This window comes from Amycolatopsis camponoti, from assembly GCF_902497555.1.
GTDB classification, from domain to species: Bacteria; Actinomycetota; Actinomycetes; order Mycobacteriales; family Pseudonocardiaceae; genus Amycolatopsis; species Amycolatopsis camponoti.
This window is the reverse complement of sequence record NZ_CABVGP010000003.1, coordinates 1,094,179-1,111,800: the sequence shown is the minus strand read 5'-3', so window position 1 is coordinate 1,111,800 and position 17,622 is coordinate 1,094,179. Positions and strand designations below refer to the sequence as shown.

The following is a 17,622-nucleotide window of genomic DNA, read 5'->3' as shown; positions in this document are numbered from 1 at the left end:
CGTGACCACTTTCCGGTGACACCACGCTTATCCTGTCACCGGAAGTCAGTGAGTGACTGCGATGAGTACCGGGGGTCGCGGTGAACCCTGCCCGAAGACTCACGTGGCTGCTGACGTCGAGCGCCGCCTCCCACCTGGGCGACGGCATCGGCAAGGTGGCCTTGCCCCTGCTGGCGACGACGCTGACCCGCGATCCCGTGCTGATCGCCGGGCTGTCCGCCACCCAGTTCCTGCCCTGGCTGCTCTTCGCCGCCGTCGCCGGCGCGCTGGTCGACCGGATCGACCGGCGGCGCGCGATGATCGTCGCGAACACCGCCCGCGCCGTCGTCGTCGGCACCCTCGCCGTGCTCGTCGCCGCCGGCGGGATGACGATCTGGCTGGTCTACGCGACGGCCCTGGTCATCGGGACCGCCGAGACGATCGCGGACAGCGCGGCCAACGCCCTGATCCCGGCGGTCGTCGGCGACGGCTCGCTCGACGCCGCCAACAGCAAGCTGCAGGCGTGCGAGATCGTCGGCCAGACGTTCCTCGGCGGCCCGGTCGGCGGCCTGACCTTCGCGCTCTTCGCCGCCTTCCCGTTCGTCCTCAACTCCGCGGGCTTCGCGATCGCGGCCGCGGTGCTGCTCGGGCTCGCCGGCACCTACCGCGGGCAAGCCGAAGCCCGGCCGCCGACGCGGTTGCGCACCGAGCTGGCCGACGGCCTGCACTGGCTGCGCGGGAACGCGCTGCTCACGCGCCTGCTCGTCATCGCCGGGCTGCTCAGCCTGGTCAGCGAGCTCGCGCAGGCGCAGCTGGTGCTCTACGCGCTCGACGACCTCCACCTGTCCGACGCGACCTTCGGGCTCTTCGCGTTCGTCGGCGGCATCGGCGGGCTGCTCGGCGCCGGCGTCGCGCCACGGCTCGTGCGCGCGGCCGGCCGGCGCGTGGTCGTGACCGGCGGGATCCTCGGCTGCGGTGCCGGGTTCGGCGGGATGGGCCTGGTGCACTCGCCCGTCGCGGCCGCGGCGCTGTTCGGCCTGTTCGCGGCCGCGGTGGTCGCCGTCAACGTCGTGCTTGCGACCGCGCGGCACACGCTGGTGCCGGACGAGCTGCTCGGCCGGGTGCTCGGGGTGTGGCGCACGGTCGTCTGGGGCGCGATCCCGCTCGGCGCCCTGCTCGGCGGGGTGCTGACGGAGGCGCTCGGCACCGCCGCGCACACGTTCGCCGTGTCCGGGCTGGCCATGCTGGGGATCGCCGCGTTCGCCTCCGTCGCGCTGCGGCGCTTGCCGCTCGATGACAAATCGGCCTCAGCCGTGGCGCTACTGCACCAGGATCCGGGTTTGTGAGCTGAAATGTCTCATCACCCAGGTGGTGGGAGGCGGCTATGCGCACCGTGGACCAGGGCACCGGCACCGACGCCGAGCCCGGCTCCGACGAGTCCTCGACCGAGTCCGAGGAGGTCAAGGCGGCACCGCCGCAGTCACGCCGGATGCTCGTGCTGTGCGCGGTCGCCGGGTTCGTGCTCGGCGGCGGCGTCTTCGGGCTGCTGTGGGGCCTGTCCGGCGTGCACGCGGGCGCTCTCGACGACGCACTGGCCGCGTGCCAGGCCCTCGACCGCGTCGGCGAGCTGCCGGACACGAGCCGGGACGCGCAGCCGTCGCTGACGCCCGGCCTCACGCCCGAACGCCTGCACCGGATGACGGCGGCGCGCGAGCTGTCCGCGGCCGCCGCCCAGGTCAACGCCACCTACCAGCCGCTGGCCGACCACATCGACGGCGTCAGCCGGATGGTGCTCAGCCTGCACTTCAACGACATCTCCGGCCAGCGGCACCTGGTTGAAGCGCAGGAGATCTGCGGGCGGCTCTAGGAAGTGTGGATCGTCTTCACCGAAAGCTGGTTGCCCGGGATCTTCGTGCTCGCGCAGGCGGTGCCGTCGGTGGGCACGAAGTTCGACGCGGTCTCCTGCGGCAGGTAGATCCGCAGGCCCTTCACCGCCGTCGGCTGGCAGGTGCCCGCGTCGAAGTTCTGCACGTTGACGAACTGGATGTCGGCGACCGCGGTCTGGCCCGGGTTCAGCTTGACCGCGTTGCCCTTGGTGCCTTCGCGGAACGCGTCCTTGCCGACCTGGTGCCCGTCGTTGCCCGCCACGTAGGAGACGCCGGGGAAGCCCTGGATCTCGCACGGCTTCGCGCTCTTGTTCTTGATGAGCAGCGGCCGGTAGACCGAGCCCGCGCCGGCGTCGCCTTGGCCGAGCGAGAGCGTGACGTCGCCGGCCTTGCAGAGGCCGTTGTCCGCCGGCTGGGCGGGCGGCGTCGCGGCCGGCGCCGAGCTGCTCGGGCTGGACGCGGCCGTGGTGGCGCTGGCCGACGTCGTCGGCGACGCCGTGGTCGACGGCGTCGAGCTGCTCGCCGCGTTCGTGGTGCCCCCGCTCCCGCACGCGGAGAGGGCGAGCACACCCGCCGAAGCCGCGACGATGGGGAACAACCGTGAAAGCTTCGTCCGAGCCATTTCAATCGCCTCCCTGGTGTGGTGCTACTGGGTAGACGTACGGATCTCCGGCAGGTTGGTTCGCCCCGTTAATTCCCCACCTAAAGTGTTCTAAACGTGACGGGATCACACTTTCGTGACGGTCAGAGCGGGGTGTCGACCCAGGTCAGGCAGTGCCACCGGCCGTCCGGGCGGGCGTCCAGCTCCACCAGGCCGGTGTTCGGGATCAGCGCCGCGTTGGCGATGTCCGCGTGGACGTTCGGCGCCAGCCATTCGGCGGACAGCCGGATCGCGCCCCCGTGGCTGACCAGCGCGATCACGCCGTCCGGGTCGGCCTGCTCGTGCTTGGCGCGCAGCCGGCCGACCGCGTCGAGCATGCGGGTGCGCACGCTCGTGCCGCTCTCGCCGCCGGGAAGCGACGGCGTCAGCTCACCGAGCGTCCACCGCCGGACGACCTCCATGTAGGTCCGGATCGACGCGTGGTCGGTCGCCCCTTCGAGATCACCCGCGACGACCTCGTGGACGCCGTCGACGACCTGGACGTCCAGCGAGAACCGGGCCGCCAGCGGCGCCGCCGTCTGCTGGGCGCGAGTCGCCTGGGACGCGTAGACCCCGACGATCGGCTCCCCCGACAGCCGGAACGCGAGGTCTTCGGCCTGGGTCCGGCCGAGCTCGGTCAGCGGCGGGCCGGGCAGGGCGGTGTCGAGCGCGCCGCGGACGTTCCCATCGGTCTGACCGTGGCGGATCAGCAGCAGCCTCACGCCAGGTCCCCCTTGCGGACCGCGTCGGCCCACACGGCGGCGTCGACGAAGTCGTCGTTGCCGGCCCCGGGCTGGATCGTGGTGCGCGTCCCGTCGGCGCGCGGGTGCGAGCCGAGGAACCGCAGGTTGCGGCAGTGCCGGCGCAACGCCGTCAGCGCGTCGAGGATCCGCGGCTCGGCCACGTGCCCCTCGAAGTCGATGAAGAAGCGGTACTCGCCGAAGTTGCTGCGCGTCGGGCGGGCGTCGAGCCGGGTGAGGTTGATCCCGCGGTCGGCCAGCGCGGTGAGCAGCTCGGCGAGCGTGCCGGTGCGGTTCACCGCCGCGGCGACCACGGACGTCCGGTCGGCGCCCGTCGGCTCCGGCAGCTCGCCCGGCGGGCGGACCAGCAGGAACCGCGTCGCCGCGTCGCTGACGTCGGCGACCTCGGTGGCCAGCACCTCGAGGTCGTAGTGCTCGACGGCGACCGGCGCGCAGACCGCGGCGTCGAAGTGGCCGTCGAGCACGCCGACCGCGGCCGCCGACGTCGACGAGGACGCCACCGGGTGCGCGTCCGGGAGGTTCGCTTCCACCCACTCGCGGACCTGGGCGAGCGCGTGCGGGTGGCTGGCGACGGTCTTGATGTCCCCGCCGCCGCGCCGCGTCAGCACGCTGAAGTGGATCGGCAGGATGGTTTCGGCGACGGCGACCAGCGGGGTCGACTCGCTGAGCGCGTCGAGCGTGGTCGGCACCACGCCCTCGACCGAGTTCTCGATGGGGACGCACGCGGCGTCCGCCTCGCCCTCGCGGACGGCCGTCATCGCCAGCCGGACGGTCTCGACCGGAATCAGTTCTTCGCCGCCGGCGAGCACCCGTGCGGCCTGTTCGGTGAAGGTCCCCTGGGGGCCGAAGTATGCGATCCGTGACACAACACCCAGGCTACGGGGCGAGACCGTGGCGACTTTCACTCGGACAGCCGGTACCAGAACCGGTTACGCCGGGTGGCATTTTTTGCGATGCTAGGGGTGTGACCGCCGACTCGGGCACGCACACCGGCCGTGAGGGCACGCACCCGCCGGTCTCCCCTCGCACACCGGAGCTGGTGCTGTGCGCCGTCGATGAACCACTCGCCACCGCCTGGACGTCAGCCGCGAAGAAGCTGGCCGGCCGGGTCCGGGTGCACCGCGGGTCGGTCCTCGACGTCGTCGCCCAGGCCGTGGTCAGCCCGGCCAACTCCTACGGCTGGATGCGCGGGGGCATCGACGCCGTGTACGCGCGGGCGTTCCCCGGGGTCGAGCAGAGCGTCCGCAGTGCCGTTTTGGCTTTTCACGGGGGTGAGCTGCCCCTCGGCGACGCCGTGGTCGTGCCGACCGGCGAGGCCGAGCCGGCGTGGCTGATCAGCGCGCCGACGATGCGCGAACCCGGCGAAACGCTGCCCCCCGACACCGTGCACCCCTACCTCGCGGCGCGGGCGGTGTTCCTGCAGTGGCGTGACGGACGGCTCGACCAGGGGCCGGTCCGGGAGCTCGTCGACACGATCGCGATGCCGGGGCTCGGTACCGGCGTCGGCGGGGTCGACCCGGTGACGTGCGCGCGTCAGGTCGCGGCGGCGTGGGACGAGGTCTTCCGTAACGCGCGGTGATCAACCGAAACCCGGGGTGGACTACATCACAGCGCGTTCACCGGCCGTAAGCCCTACCGTTAATCACGCAGGTGAACGTCCGCCAGTGCAGGCGACGGCCGGAGGAGTATGCGATGACCCGGGTCCGCGAACTCAGCCCGTATGTCGAGCTGCACCGGGAACAATGGAAAGAGCTGCGCAGTTCGACGCCGCTGCCGCTGACCGCGGCCGAGCTGCTGAAGCTGCGTGGCCTCGGTGAGCAGGTCGACCTGGCCGAGGTGGCCGACGTCTACCTGCCGCTTTCCCGCCTGATCAACCTCCAGGTCGCCGCGCGCCAGCGGCTCTACGAGGCGACCACGACGTTCCTCGGTGACGACTCCCGCGGCACGAAGGTCCCGTACGTGATCGGCATCGCCGGGAGCGTGGCGGTCGGCAAGTCGACCACCGCCCGCATCCTGCGCACGCTGCTCGCCCGCTGGCCGGACCACCCCCGCGTCGACCTGGTCACCACCGACGGGTTCCTGCACCCACGCGCCGAGTTGATGCGGCGCGGGATCATGCACCGCAAGGGCTTCCCCGAGAGCTACGACCGCCGCGCGCTGCTGCGGTTCGTCACCGAGGTGAAGTCGGGTGCCGAGCGCGTCACCGCGCCGGTCTACTCACACCTGGCCTACGACATCCTGCCGGGCCAGGAGCAGGTGGTGCAGCAGCCGGACATCCTCATCCTCGAGGGCCTGAACGTGCTGCAGCCGGGCCCGCGGCTGATGGTGTCCGACCTCTTCGACTTCTCGATCTACGTCGACGCGCACACCGACGACATCCAGCGCTGGTACATCGAGCGGTTCCTGGAGCTGCGGCACACGGCGTTCGCCGACCCGGCCTCGCACTTCCACCACTTCGCCGGCCTGCCCGACGACGAGGCCCGCGCCGAGGCGCGGCACCTGTGGCGCTCGATCAACGAGCCGAACCTGATGGAGAACATCAAGCCGACCCGCCCGCGGGCCACGCTGGTGCTGCGCAAGGACGCCGACCACACCATCAACCGGGTCCGCCTGCGCAAGCTCTGATTCGTCGGAGGGGTGACGCGGCTCGTCACCCACATGCCGGGCATTTCCACGCTGGGCGAACTTCCGGGCACTCTTCGTCGTGCGCCGGCGACTCTCCGCGCCGGAACCCGGCCGATCGGCCGAGATGACGTAACCGGTTGGCCGATACCGGCAGCCCGCGGTGAAAGCGACCCTGAAGGAGTCAGGAAAACCGCTCTGAGCTGGGGAGGAGGCCCACGATGTTCGCCATGATCCTCACGTGGGTCGGTGCGGTGCTCGGTCTGGTCCTGCTCATCGCGATGGCCGCCGGAACGTTCGCCGTGGACTTCGACGACCGGCTTCAGGAGCGCCGTCGCAAGAGCAAGCCGATCGAACCGGCGGGCCCGCTCCCCTGAGCGTCAGAGTTCCGCCAGCGCCTCGACGTACGCGTCGGCGTCGTATTCGAGCGATTCCTCGGACTCCAGCAGGCTGCCTTCCAGCGCGTCGATCAGCTGCTCGAAGACCTCGTCGCGGTCGAGCTCGCCCTCCTGCAGGCGCTGCGCGGCCTGCCAGGCTTCGGCGGGCTCGTCGTCCCACAGCTGGTCGACGATCGTCGCCCGCAGCACGAGGCGCTGCTCTTCCTCGTCCTCGTCGGCCTCGGCGATGACCAGCGCCCGGCGCTGGTCGGGGTCGGTGGGGTCGAGGTCGACCTCCTCGTCCTCGATCTCCGTGGTCAGCGACGGCACGGCGAACATCCGGCGCTCCAGCGCGTCCGCGAGCTCGGTCGGCGACAGGTCGCCGACGTCGCCGAAGTAGCGCTCCAGCGGGGAGTCGTCCTCGTCGGCGTACTCGCTCAGGTAGTCGGCGACGGCCTCGTCGAGCGCGGCGATGGCCGTCCCGGTGAGCCCGGCGCGCTCCCCCGTCCACTGGACCCAGGCCAGCACGACCGGCTCCACGGCCTCCTCGTGCTCGGCGTCGAGCTCGAACTCCTCGCCGAGCAGGCCTTCGAGGAACCGCGCGATCTTCTCCGGCCCGACGCGCAGCGGGTTCGCGGGGTCGGTGGCCAGGCCGTGCTCCAGCAGCAGGCGCCCGATGGCGCGGGCGGCGCCGGCGTCCTCACCGCTGGCGGCGACGAACTGCTCGACGACGGCGGCGCGCTCGGTCTCGGACCACTCGGCGACCTCGGGGACGAGCGCGGGTTCCGGCAGCGCGCGCGACCACGTCAGCGCGACCGCGTGGAAGCGCGCGTAGTCCTCGCTGACGTCGGCCTCGTCGAGGCGGTCGGTGGCGTCGAGGCCGTCGGCGAGCAGGCGGTGCGCCTCAGCGGGGTCGACGGCCTCGGCGACGACCAGCTCCGGGTCGGCGTCGGACTGCGCCCGCATCTCGGCGAGGACCTCCCCGGGCTGCTCGATCACGACGAGGTCCCGCACGCGGCCGCCCTCGGTGAAGTCGAGCAGGGCGAGCAGGCCGTGCGCCTGGTCGCCGTGGGTGAAGACGCACAGCAGCGACGACTCGTCGCCGTAGACGTCACCGGTCCGCCAGCACTCGCCGGCGGTGACCTGGCCCAGGTCGGCGGCCCAGGTGGGCGCGGGGATGCCGCGGCCGAGGACGACCTGCAGGCCGTCTTCGGCGGCCTTGCGCTCGACGTCGGTCTCCGCGACGACCTTCAGCGCGGCCAGCAGCGCGGCGGCGCCCGGGGTGATCTTGCGCTGCGCGAAAGCGATCAGTTCGAGGCCGAGCGGCTCGTCGCCCTCTTCGAGGGGCACTTCGTGGAACTGGCCGAGGACCTCGGAGGTGAGCAGCTCGACGTCCACCGGCGCGGGGTCGGCGCCCAGCGCCGAAAAGTCGTTCAGGATGTCCTTGAACAAGCCGGTCACGCTGTGGGTGACGGGCTGCGGTGCCTTCTTGCGGGCGCGACTCACCGGGCTCATGAGGTCATCGTTTCATCGGCCCGGCGAGCTGGTCGCGGTGGCCCTGGCGCGGGTCCCGCCGCGTGCTCGACGGGGAGGCGCCGAGCCGGACGGCGGAACAGGGCCACCGCGACATCGCTGGCCAAGGGTGTGACCGCCTTGGCGGAATTTCGCTGTCCCGGTGCACGTGAAACACCGGTTCACCCGGCTCAACGAGGTGGTCTTGGGGAGGTTACGGCCTTCGGGATGGCAATTCGGGCGGCCCGGATTTCCGTGATCAGGCGGGATTTCCGGCGGTGGGTTTCCACCAGGGCACCGACGTAGGCGGTGAATTCGTCCGCTGTTTCCGCACGCTTGTGCAAGGTGCGCAACAGCTTCAGCCGGCGCGCGGCCTCACGGTAGGCCTGTGGGTCCTTGCGCTCGATGAGCTCGTCGACGTGCTCGCGGAAGACCGGGATCGTCTCGGCCGGGTGCTCGGCGGCGCGCTGCTCGGCGAGTTCGAGTTTCAGCTCCGGCGACGCCCCGAACCGCACGCACGCGCGCCAGGCTTCGTCGGGACGGCCGTCGTCGAGCAGGACCCGGGCCAGCTCGTCGGCGTGCCCCGGTCCTTCGGCGGCCAGCTCGCGCAGGCGGGCCAGCGCGGCCCGGCGCTGGGTCGGCCACTTCCCGTCGGCGGTCGCGGCTTCGCGCAGCGCGGCGAACGTCCCGCGGTCCGGCTTGGCGTCGAACTCCTTGCGGCGGCGGGACGTTTCGTCGTCCGGTTCCGGCACCCTGACCGGTTCCGGCGCGTGCCCGTTCTTGTCGTGGGTGAGCGCGCGGGCGGCGTGCGCGATGGCCTCGCTGTGTCGCCCGGCGGCCCGCAGCACCCGGACGATCTTGAGGCTGACGTCGCGCCGCGGCGGCTTGGCCGACAGGATCGCGACCAGCTCGTCGACGTCGCCGAGCACCTCGGCCAGCTGTTCACGAAGCCGTTCGGCGACGTCCCGGCGGTGTCCCGGCCCGCTCGCCGTCAGCACGTCGTCCACAGTGGACTTGATCCGCCGCAGGCCGGGCTCGCCCAGCGGCGCCGCGAAGTCGGCGAGGGCGATCGACGGACGGCCCGGGCCGTCGAACTCGACCTCGAGGATCCAGTCGGCCAGCTTCTCCGGGTCCGGCGGCCGGGCGGCGCACGCGCGGGCGTACAGCTCCACGGCGCGGTCCAGCCGGTCGCCGAGGTCGCCGGTGTGGTCGCCGGACTGCTCGAGCACCTCGCTGATGTCGTCGACCGTGCGGCGGGCGAGCGGGGCCAGGTCGGCGCGGCTGCCGGCGTCGAGCATGCGCCGCAGCGTGTCGAGGACCGCCCCGACTTTCGCGGTGTATCCGCCGTTCCCGTCGGTCACCGCGGCGTCGAGCAGCCGGTGCGCCTCGCTGACGTCACCGGATTGGGTGGCGGCGCGCAGTTCGAGCGAATGCCGCAACTCAGGGTCACGTTCGGCTTGGGCGTGTAACAGGTCCGCCAGCGTTTCCGCGTCCAAAGTGCGCAGGTAGGGGCGGAGATCCGGAGGGGGACTCACGCCGACCAGTCTGCCCGAGCCCGGCAATCGCGCGTGTGGGCCAACCGCGTGCTCTTTTCGGCGTAGTCCGTGACTTTGTGTGAGGTGCTCATCGGCGTCGCAAGTCGTCGAGCACGGCTTTCATCGGCCACGGTTCGGGCAGGCGCGGCCGCCGTGACCGTGCGTGGCGGGGTCGCGGGATGGCCGCCTGCATGGTCGGCACCATGATCGGGACGACCGGCACCGGCACGCGCGCGACGAGCCGCCGCACGACGACGAGCAGCAGCCCGGCGGACAGCAGCAGGGCCGTGCTCGCGGCGATCGCGCCGGCGAGCGTGCGGCGGCCGTCGTCGAGGGTGAGCTGCACGGCGTACTGGCTTTGCTGCGAGTACAGGCCGCCGAGCTGCTGCGAGACGGTGTAGGCGGCGCTGCGCCAGGTGGATTCGGGGACGGGCAACGGTTCGGCGGCCGCGAACGCGTCTTCGACGGCGGCCAGCCTGCTCCAATCGGCGCTGCGGGTGAGCGACTCGTACGCGATACGGCCACTTTCGGTGAGCTGCGGCGCGAGCCGGTCCAGTTCGGCCCGGTAGGCGGCCACGGCCTCGGTGAACGGCCGCCGCGTCACGCCGTCGATCCCCGCGAGGGCGAGGGAATCGGAGCGATCCATGCCTTCGGCGACGGAAAGCAGCTCGACGGCGGTGGTCTGCTGGTACGCGGATTCGGCGTCGGGCGCGTAGCGGGTGTGGTCGCGCAGCCCGGCGATGGCGGTGTCGATCCGCTGGGTGAAATTCGCGTACGCGGCGGTCCGTTGGTCGGGCGCGGACATCGCCGCGCTGCGCTGACCCTGCAGGGCGACGACGGCGCGGGCGGTCCGCCCGGCGGCGTCCGCCGCGTCCAGGGCGCTGTCCCGCGTCCGGTTCGCTTGGTGGACCAGGAAGAACGCGATCACGACGGCCACGACGACGAGCGCTCCGGCGGGCACGAACGCGATGCACAGCATGCGTCCGCGGACGGATCGCAGGTACTTCAAGACGTTCCTTTCCGTGCTTCAAGCCCCGCAAGCATCCCGACGAAGTTCAACCTATTGAGTGAGAGATTCACCGGTCAACGGCAGTCCGCCATACGGCCGTTAGCGCACCGTGATTGGCGGGGACAATCGCCGCGTGACCCTCGACGACGTGACCCAGCGCCTCCGCGCCTTCGCGGCGGCCCGCGCCTGGGAGCCGTACCACACCCCGAAGAACCTCGTGATGGCGTTGTCCGGCGAGGTCGGCGAGCTGACCTCGCTGTTCCAGTGGCTGACCCCGGAGGAGTCCGACGCGTGGCGCGAGGACCCGGCGCTGGAAGCGAACGTCCTGGACGAGATCGCGGACGTCACCCTGTACCTGCTCCAGCTGGCCGACCGCCTGGGCGTGGACCTGGCGGCCGCGGCGCACGCGAAGATCGACCGCAACGAGGTCCGCTTCCCACCACCGGATCAGAGCAACGCGACGACATCGGCGTAGGTCTGGCCGCTCGTGCGCCCGTTCGTGGGTACGACGAGGCAGTCCGGGCGCTGCGGGAGGTAAGCGGTGAGCTGGTCGTGGATCCGTTCGACCAGCGCGATCCCACCGCCGCGGTCGATGACGACGTCGATGCCCTCGGTGGCGGAGCCGGAGCGCGCGGCGAACCGGGCCCCGGCGACGACCTTGTCGGCGGTGAGCAGGATTTCCCGGTACTCGGCGCCGCAGCGTGCCGCGGCGTCTTCGAAGGCCGCGATGTCGGCCACGCGGGTGGCGAGCTGCGGCATGACGACGTCGTGCCCGGTCCGCAGGTGCGTCTCGGCCATGGCGCGGGTGAGCAGCTGCGCGGCTTCGAAGGTCTTGAAGAAGGCGTCCCGCCAGGCGCCGGTCAGCCCCAGAAGATGCCGTTCGGGTTGCGCTCGATCTCGGCCAGCAGGAGCGTCGGCGAGCTGGCGACCGGTGCGTCCGGGTAGGTCAGCCACCGTCCGTTGCGGTCGGCCCAGAGGACCGACCAGATGCCGAACTCGTCGAGGCGCAGCTGCGCGATCTTCTGCTCGGTCCACTCGGGACCGGCCTGCGGCGACCAGGGTGCACGCAGCTCGACGATCGTCACCGCGCGGCCCCGGGTCCGGCATTCGACGCGGACCTGGTCGTGAAGGTGCTCGGGGACGCGCTGCGCGCACCACCGCTCGACCTGCCGGAGCGCGAGTTCCGGAATTCCTGCCATGGGTCCCAGTGAACCGGTGACGCCGGACACCCGGCCACCCGGGTCGGCTCCGCCCCGCCGACGACCGGCGGTCACCGCGGCGCCGGCTCGGCGAGCACCCACCCGCCGAGCAACGCGCCCACGCCCAGGACCGCCAGGAAGATCCCGCCCGCCAGCGGGGTGCCGCCGAACATCCCGATCACGACGATGAACATCAGCACCAGGCCGGCGCCCATCAGGAGCCGGCCGCCGAGCACCTTCGCCGGGCGGCTCGGCGCGGCGACCGCGGCCCGGGGTGCGGGCGGCGGCTCGAAGCCGAGCGCCACGGGTGCCGCGCGGACGTCGACCACTTCGGCGCCCAGTTCGGCGGCCCGCGCCCGCCGGGGCTCGGTGGCCGGCACGGTCGCGTCGACCACCAGGTGCGTGACGCTCGCGGTCAGCTTCTTGGCCAGCTGGACGCCCTCGGCCAGCACCCGGGCCCGCATCCCGTCCGCCGCCACGGTGGTGCCGAGCACCAGCACCCGGGTCGGCTTGCCGCCGGCGGCCGGACGCAGGTCGCCGGCGTCCGTGACGCCGAGCGCCGTCGCCACCTGGCGCAGCTCGCGTGCTTCCACGGCCGTCACGACGCCGTCCCGTTCCGCGATGTGCCGCAGGGCCGTCACGAGCTGCTCGTGCGTCGTCCGCACCCGCCCCTCGGACAGCCCGGCCTCGGTCGCCGACGCGGCCAAGGCGGCCACCTCGGCACGCGACAAGTGCTGATCCGAGACGGCCTCGGCGAGCAGGTCCAGGTAGGCGTCCCCGGTCCGGCCGGCCGGCACCCGCTCGAGCGCCTCGGCCATCCACCCGGGCTCGGCCGGCACCGCTTCGCCGCGCGGAAGCAGCCGTCCGCCGGCGAGCCGCGGCAGGCCGGGGAACACCGGTTGCGTCGCGAACGTGCACCCGTACCGCCCGAACATGCCGGTGACCAGCGCCGCGACCGTCCTCGCCCGGGAGAGCGCGGTTTGCCCGGGCCTGCCGGACACACCCAGGGCGTGGGCGACGGTGGCGAGCCGGTAGTTGGGCAGCCGCACCACGGACTGCGCGGCCGCCAGCGTCGAGACGCCCGGCAGCACCGGCATCCGGACGCCGGCGAACTGGGTTTCGAAGTCCAGGAAAGCCGTCACGAACGCCAGGTCGTGGGCGACGATCACGCTGCCGGCGCACAGGTCGAGCAGCGGCCCCAGCACGGCACCGAACGACGGCGCGTCATCGAGTTCACCGCGCGTGATGCCGTGGACGACCGACGGACCGGGCGAAACATCGGCGCCGGGATCCACCAGCGTCGTCAGCTCGCCCACGAGCGAGCCGTCGGCGTGGACCCGCACCGCGGCGAGTTCGACGACGCGCCCGGGGCGCAGCCCGGTCGTCCGGACGTCCACCGCGGTGAAGTCGGTTCCGTGCGCGGGGTGGCCGCCCGCGCCGAGCAGCGAGAGGGATTCGATCACGCCCGCTGGTCGTTTCCCGGCCGCGCGTTGTGACAGCTTTTCGAGGCGCGGCCGCTGTTCGTGACGCGATCGTGACGGCAACAATCCGCCCGATAACGACTGGTGGCCGATCACGAGCCGATGCGTAACAAGGGCGGGAGATTTCGCGAGTACACCGTCGGCACGTCGCGTTCGAGGAACGAGGAATCCCGGCATGAAACGCTTTCCGAACTGGCTGAAGATCGTCTTGGCCGCCTTCGCCGTCCTGTTCGTGCTGGGCGCGATCTTCGGAAAGGCCCCGGAGCCGAAGCTCGCGGCCGCCACCCCTCCGGCACCCGCGACGACCACCGCGAGCAGCGCGACTCCGGCTCCCGTCAGCTACACGATCGGGACCGTGACCGACGGCGCGACCGTGGTGGTGAACGGCAGCGACGGCACCTCCAAAACGGTCCGCGTCCTCGGTGTCACGGCGCCCGCCGGCACCACCGGGTGCTACTCCGCGGAATCGCTCGCCTGGGCGACCACCGCGCTTTCCGGCAAATCCGTGACGCTCGGCGCGGAAACGGCGAACGGCGTCGCCGTCACTTTGGCCGGCGGCCAGGACTACGCGACACTCGCCATTCGAATGGGGTACCTCAAGTACGAGACGGACGCGGCGCTGCCCGCGCTCGCGGCCGCCGAGACCGCGGCGCGGCAGGCGACCACCGGGCTGTGGGCGCCGCCGTGCAACGGGACCATCGACGTCCCCGCTCCGACGCCGACGCCCACGCCCACCCCGACCCCGGAGCCCCCGGCCACCAAGGCAGCCCCGGTCCCGCCGCCCGTCGAGACCACCGAGGACGCACCGGCCCCGAAGCCCGATACCGCCGCGTACTACAAGAACTGCACCGCCGCGAAAGCCGCCGGTGCCGCACCGCTGCACCGCGGCGAACCCGGATATCGGGCCGCCCTCGATCGTGACGGCGACGGCGTGGCCTGCGAACGGTGATCTAACCTGGGCCGATGACCACCGCGGACGAGCTGCTCGGCAGGCTTGCCGCCCTCGATCGCGAAGAGCTGGCCAAAGTCCTCGCCCACCGGCCCGACGCGCTGCACGAACCGTGGCCGCGGCGGCTCGACGTCGTCGCGGCCCGGCTCGCGACCGCGCAGTCCGTGAACGAGGCCGTGCTCGGGTTGTCGTTGCCGCAGGTGCAGGTCGTGAGCGCCGTCCAGCTGTGTCACGCGCTGGGGCGGCGGCCGGTGCCGGTCGGCGAAGTCGGGAAGCTGCTCGGCACGACAGCCGAGACGATCGAGTCCTTTGTGGACGAACTTGCCGAACGCGCCCTGCTGTGGCGCGATCCCGACGGCATCCGGCTCCCGGAACTCCTGCACAAGAAGAACTTCAGCGCCGAAGGCCTCGGTCAGCCCGTCGCCGAACTGCTCGGCGAGATCGGCCGGAGTCGCACGGCGCGCCTGTCCCAGACCCTCGGCCTGCCCGAAGGCCACAAGGAACTCGTCCACTTCTTCCGCGACGGCGACCGCGTGCGCGAGGTGTTCGGCACCGCCCCCGAACCGACCCGGAAACTGTTGCGGGACATGGCCGACGGCGTCCCCGAGGCCGAAGGGGTGCTGTCCTTCCACACCGCGGAGGGCTGGGCGTTCGAGCACGGCTTCCTGTTCAGCACTTACTACGGCAGCGCGGTCATGCCGATCGAGGTGTCGCTCGCCCTGCGCGGCCCGGACCACCAGCTGCCGTTCACGCCCGCCGAACCCGGGTACGCCGTCACGCACGTCGGTGCCGAGTCGGTGGAGGCCACGTCGTCGGCTGCCGCGCTTCGGCTGCTCGACCGCGTCTCGGCCGTCCTCGATCGCGCCGGCGTGGAGCCGTTCCCGCTGCTCAAGGACGGCACGATCGGCGCGCGGCTCGTCAAGAAGGTCGCCAAGGACACCGGCGGGACGCCCGCGGAGATCGAGCTGGCCATCGACCTCGCGGCGCAGGCCGGGCTGTTGCTGGCCGACGAGCCGCCGCCACCGCGTCGCGGCCAGAAGGCGCCGCCGCCCACGCTGGCGCCGGACCCCGATCTCGCCCGGCCCGAGCCCGCGCTGCTGTACCGCCTGCTGCTGACGACCTGGTGGGAGCCGGCGCCGCCGGAGTACGAAGCCGACGTCGACGCGCTGGTGCGCCGTCTCGTCGTGCGGGTGCTGGCGCGGCTCGAGCCCGGCACCGCGATCGCCGACGTCGACGCGCTCACCCGCCTCGCCGAGTGGCACGCGCCGATGCTGCCGATCGAGGACTTCGCCGGCTACCTGCGGGACGCACTGGACACGGCCGAGCTCCTCGGCGTCGTCGCGCACGGCGCTGCCACCGCGACCGGCCGGGCCCTCCTCGAGGAAACCGGCCTCGTCGAAGTCACCGGTGAGCTGGTCGCCCGAGCGCGGACGACGGCGCTGTTCGGCACCGACCTGACCGCGATCGTGCCCGGGTCGCCGGACGCCCGGCTCGCAGCATCGCTCGACCGCGTCGCCGACCGCGAGGCCCAGGGCACCGCGACCAGCTGGCGGTTCTCCCCCGCGAGCGTCCGGCGGGCGTTCGACCAGGGTTCGACGGCGGCCGAGCTGCTCGACGAGCTGGGCGCGATCGCCGCGGGCGAGCTGCCGCAACCGCTGGTGTACCTGGTCAACGACGTCGCGCGACGCCACGGTGAGGCGCAGGTGCACGACGTCGCGAGCGTCGTCGTCGGCGAACCCGCCGTGCTCGCCGAGCTGGCCGCGCACCGCAAGCTCGCGAAACTCGGCCTGCGCGCGGTGGCGCCGACCGTCCTGACGTCCACAGTGGACGCGTCCGGGACGCTGGACGCGTTGCGCGGTGCCGGTTACGCGCCGACCCACCACGCCGCCGACGGCACCATCGTGCTACCCGCCCGCGAAACCGACGCGGCCGAGCCCAGGGTCGTCGTCCGCGACGCCGGCCCCGGCGACCGGCCGCCGGATCCCCTCGACCACGCCGAGCGGCTGCTCGCGGCGCCGTCGAGCGGCCCGAGCCTGCTGCGCGGGCAGCTCGCGCGGGCGATGAGCGACCGCTACGCCGGACGTCTGACGCCGAAGCAGCAACAACTCTGCTGGCAGCTCGAAGCCGGCATCCCGGCGGAGATCGTCTACCAGGCGGACGGCGGCCCCGCCCGCCTGGTGATCGCGTACCCGGAGCTCGACGGCGACGTCCTGGACGTCTGGTCGGTCGGCGACCGCGCGTACCGGCGGCTCGAGCTGACGCGGATCGACCTGAGCTAGGCCTCGACGCCGGTGAGCCGCGCGTAGACCACGACGTTGTCGAGGTAGTTGCCGCTCGACCGGTCGAACGCCCCGCCGCAGGTGATGAGCCGCAGCTCGGGATCGGCCGTGTCGCCGTATACCTGGTCCGTCGGGAACTCCGCCTTGGCGTAGCGGTCGACGCGGTAGACGGTGAAGACCGCCGTCCGGCCGTCGGCGCGCCCGACCCTCGCCTGCTCGCCCGGGCGCAGCTCCTTGAGTCGGGAGAACGCGCCGGGCACGTGCTTGTAGTCGACGTGCGCCGCCAGCACCGCCGGGCCGGCCTCGCCGGGCGACGGCGCCCCGGTGAACCAGCCGACCGTCGTGGCGTCGCCGGGGACCTCGAGCTCACCGCCCGAGGTCAGCCCGAGGTCCTTGATCCCGTCGGTCCGCACGCCGATCGCCGGGATGCTCAAGGAGGCCGGTTTCGCCGCCGGGAGCCCGTCACCCGACGGCGTGGCGGTGGCCGGCGGCGCGATCCCGACAGGCGTGGCGGACGGCGGGGCGACCTGGTCCGGCGGGTGCGGCGAGAACGCGAGGACGGCGGCCACCACCAGGATCGCGCCGAGGGCGGCGGCGACCGCCGTGACCGCCGGCCACAGGCGCGGGTGCCTCAACTCGTGCGCCGGCGCAGGTAGAGCACCATGCCGCCGGACGCCGCCGCGGCGAGCAGCGCACCGCTCAGCACCAGGATCGCGGGGGCGCCTTCGTCCGGCTCACCGCCGCCGGTGGCCACGCCGCCGACCGGCTTCACCTTCACCTGGCTGCCCGTTGTGGACTTCTTGGTGGTGGTGGTGGATTTCGGGGCGGTGTGGGTCTTCGTCGTGGTCGACGGCGGTACGGGCGTCGGGTTGGACGTGTTCTGCGGGCGGTGTGGCAGGGATTCGCAGGCGATTCCGTCGTGATCGGAATCGAGGTTGTTCGGGTCGCCCGGCGTTGCGTCAAGGACCGCCTGCGCCTCTTCCTGGTACTGGAAGTTCTTGCAGTCCAGGTCGGCCGCGAGCGGCGTCGCCAACTGCGCGGAGGCGGGGAGAACGGGGCCGAGGAGAGCGAGCCCGGCGACGGCCGCGGCCGTCGTCAGGACACGACGAAACAAGGACACCGGAAGGTCCTTTCAGGAAGAATCGGGGTGATTGCGTGGTAACTATCGCGGCTGCGCCGGGGCCGTTACGGACTATTCCGGAATTTCGGAAACGCCAGTGCCCCACCAAAAACCGGCCGGCTGGTGATTCTTCCCCATTCGCCGTTGACCTGCGGAATCAGCGGCAAGAATGCATACCGGCGGGTTTGTTACGAGATTCGTGGTCACACTTTGGAGTAATGGATCGGGCCCGGCCGGTGTGATGTGCGGACCAGCCGTCACCGTGGCGGGCAC

At 72.3% G+C, this 17,622-nt stretch carries 19 protein-coding genes; 8 read left to right on the top strand and 11 right to left on the bottom strand.

The features are described from left to right. Positions 1–80: 80 nt before the first annotated feature. Positions 81–1,325, top strand: coding sequence for an MFS transporter (locus AA23TX_RS41735; protein WP_155548454.1), 1,245 nt, complete (start codon positions 81–83; stop codon positions 1,323–1,325). Between the two features lie 38 nt (positions 1,326–1,363). Continuing rightward, positions 1,364–1,846: a hypothetical protein gene (locus AA23TX_RS41730; RefSeq protein WP_155548453.1), complete on the top strand. Its 483-nt coding sequence runs from the start codon at positions 1,364–1,366 to the stop codon at positions 1,844–1,846. Here AA23TX_RS41730 and AA23TX_RS41725 read toward each other — a convergent pair. From AA23TX_RS41725 to pheA, 3 genes are all read right to left on the bottom strand, one after another. After that, a complete protein-coding gene (locus AA23TX_RS41725; protein WP_155548452.1) occupies positions 1,843–2,487 on the bottom strand; it encodes a DUF4232 domain-containing protein in 645 nt (214 codons plus the stop codon). The two genes, AA23TX_RS41730 and AA23TX_RS41725, sit on opposite strands and share 4 nt — an antisense overlap. Before the next feature lie 122 nt (positions 2,488–2,609). Then, positions 2,610–3,227, bottom strand: coding sequence for a histidine phosphatase family protein (locus AA23TX_RS41720; RefSeq protein ID WP_155548451.1), 618 nt, complete (start codon positions 3,225–3,227; stop codon positions 2,610–2,612). Next, positions 3,224–4,132 (bottom strand): prephenate dehydratase, encoded by a 909-nt coding sequence (gene pheA / locus AA23TX_RS41715; RefSeq protein ID WP_155548450.1) that lies wholly within the window; start codon positions 4,130–4,132, stop codon positions 3,224–3,226. The genes AA23TX_RS41720 and pheA overlap by 4 nt, the downstream gene beginning before the upstream one ends. A gap of 98 nt (positions 4,133–4,230) precedes the next feature. Here pheA and AA23TX_RS41710 point away from each other — a divergent pair, with 98 nt between their 5' ends. The 3 genes from AA23TX_RS41710 (at position 4,231) to AA23TX_RS49825 (ending at position 6,265) form a co-directional block, all read left to right on the top strand. Further along, positions 4,231–4,845, top strand: coding sequence for a macro domain-containing protein (locus tag AA23TX_RS41710; RefSeq protein ID WP_155548449.1), 615 nt, complete (start codon positions 4,231–4,233; stop codon positions 4,843–4,845). Positions 4,846–4,958: 113 nt separating this feature from the next. Then, entirely contained in the window at positions 4,959–5,891 is a 933-nt protein-coding gene (gene coaA, locus AA23TX_RS41705) for a type I pantothenate kinase (protein ID WP_155548448.1), read from the top strand. A gap of 218 nt (positions 5,892–6,109) precedes the next feature. Further along, positions 6,110–6,265 carry a hypothetical protein gene (locus tag AA23TX_RS49825; RefSeq protein ID WP_196425826.1) on the top strand — a complete coding sequence of 52 codons (156 nt, stop codon included), beginning with the start codon at positions 6,110–6,112 and terminating at the stop codon, positions 6,263–6,265. Positions 6,266–6,268: 3 nt separating this feature from the next. Here the strand turns inward: AA23TX_RS49825 and AA23TX_RS41700 are convergent, their stop codons facing one another. The 3 genes from AA23TX_RS41700 to AA23TX_RS41690 all read right to left on the bottom strand — a co-directional run bounded on the left by AA23TX_RS41700 (position 6,269) and on the right by AA23TX_RS41690 (position 10,321). Further along, a complete protein-coding gene (locus AA23TX_RS41700; protein WP_155548447.1) occupies positions 6,269–7,780 on the bottom strand; it encodes a hypothetical protein in 1,512 nt (503 codons plus the stop codon). 188 nt (positions 7,781–7,968) lie between these two features. Next, positions 7,969–9,312, bottom strand: coding sequence for a DUF6880 family protein (locus AA23TX_RS41695; RefSeq protein WP_338422544.1), 1,344 nt, complete (start codon positions 9,310–9,312; stop codon positions 7,969–7,971). 88 nt (positions 9,313–9,400) lie between these two features. Further along, positions 9,401–10,321 (bottom strand): nitrate- and nitrite sensing domain-containing protein, encoded by a 921-nt coding sequence (locus AA23TX_RS41690; RefSeq protein ID WP_155548446.1) that lies wholly within the window; start codon positions 10,319–10,321, stop codon positions 9,401–9,403. Between the two features lie 133 nt (positions 10,322–10,454). Between AA23TX_RS41690 and AA23TX_RS41685 the strand changes: the two genes are divergently transcribed. Beyond that, positions 10,455–10,796 carry a nucleotide pyrophosphohydrolase gene (locus tag AA23TX_RS41685; protein ID WP_155548445.1) on the top strand — a complete coding sequence of 114 codons (342 nt, stop codon included), beginning with the start codon at positions 10,455–10,457 and terminating at the stop codon, positions 10,794–10,796. Here the strand turns inward: AA23TX_RS41685 and AA23TX_RS41680 are convergent. The 3 genes from AA23TX_RS41680 to AA23TX_RS41670 form a co-directional block, all read right to left on the bottom strand. After that, a complete protein-coding gene (locus AA23TX_RS41680) occupies positions 10,769–11,119 on the bottom strand; it encodes a P-loop nucleotide/nucleoside kinase family protein (RefSeq protein WP_155548444.1) in 351 nt (116 codons plus the stop codon). The two genes, AA23TX_RS41685 and AA23TX_RS41680, sit on opposite strands and share 28 nt — an antisense overlap. Positions 11,120–11,181: 62 nt before the next feature. Then, a complete protein-coding gene (locus tag AA23TX_RS41675) occupies positions 11,182–11,520 on the bottom strand; it encodes a DUF3024 domain-containing protein (protein ID WP_155548443.1) in 339 nt (112 codons plus the stop codon). 71 nt (positions 11,521–11,591) lie between these two features. Beyond that, the gene (locus AA23TX_RS41670; protein ID WP_155548442.1) at positions 11,592–12,983 is read right to left on the bottom strand and encodes a 3'-5' exonuclease; all 1,392 of its coding nucleotides are present in this window, start codon (positions 12,981–12,983) and stop codon (positions 11,592–11,594) included. A gap of 193 nt (positions 12,984–13,176) precedes the next feature. On the opposite strand from AA23TX_RS41670, the gene AA23TX_RS41665 reads away from it, so the two are divergent. Both AA23TX_RS41665 and AA23TX_RS41660 read left to right on the top strand, forming a co-directional pair. Continuing rightward, positions 13,177–13,950: an excalibur calcium-binding domain-containing protein gene (locus tag AA23TX_RS41665; RefSeq protein ID WP_155548441.1), complete on the top strand. Its 774-nt coding sequence runs from the start codon at positions 13,177–13,179 to the stop codon at positions 13,948–13,950. Between the two features lie 14 nt (positions 13,951–13,964). Then, on the top strand, positions 13,965–16,229 hold the full coding sequence (locus AA23TX_RS41660; RefSeq protein WP_155548440.1) for a helicase-associated domain-containing protein: 2,265 nt from the start codon (positions 13,965–13,967) through the stop codon (positions 16,227–16,229). Here AA23TX_RS41660 and AA23TX_RS41655 read toward each other — a convergent pair. Both AA23TX_RS41655 and AA23TX_RS41650 read right to left on the bottom strand, forming a co-directional pair. Next, positions 16,226–16,864, bottom strand: a complete 639-nt coding sequence (locus AA23TX_RS41655) for a class F sortase (RefSeq protein WP_155548439.1) — start codon at positions 16,862–16,864, stop codon at positions 16,226–16,228. The genes AA23TX_RS41660 and AA23TX_RS41655 overlap by 4 nt on opposite strands. Then, positions 16,861–17,349, bottom strand: a complete 489-nt coding sequence (locus AA23TX_RS41650; protein ID WP_155548438.1) for an excalibur calcium-binding domain-containing protein — start codon at positions 17,347–17,349, stop codon at positions 16,861–16,863. The genes AA23TX_RS41655 and AA23TX_RS41650 overlap by 4 nt, the downstream gene beginning before the upstream one ends. Between the last annotated feature and the right edge of the window lie 273 nt (positions 17,350–17,622).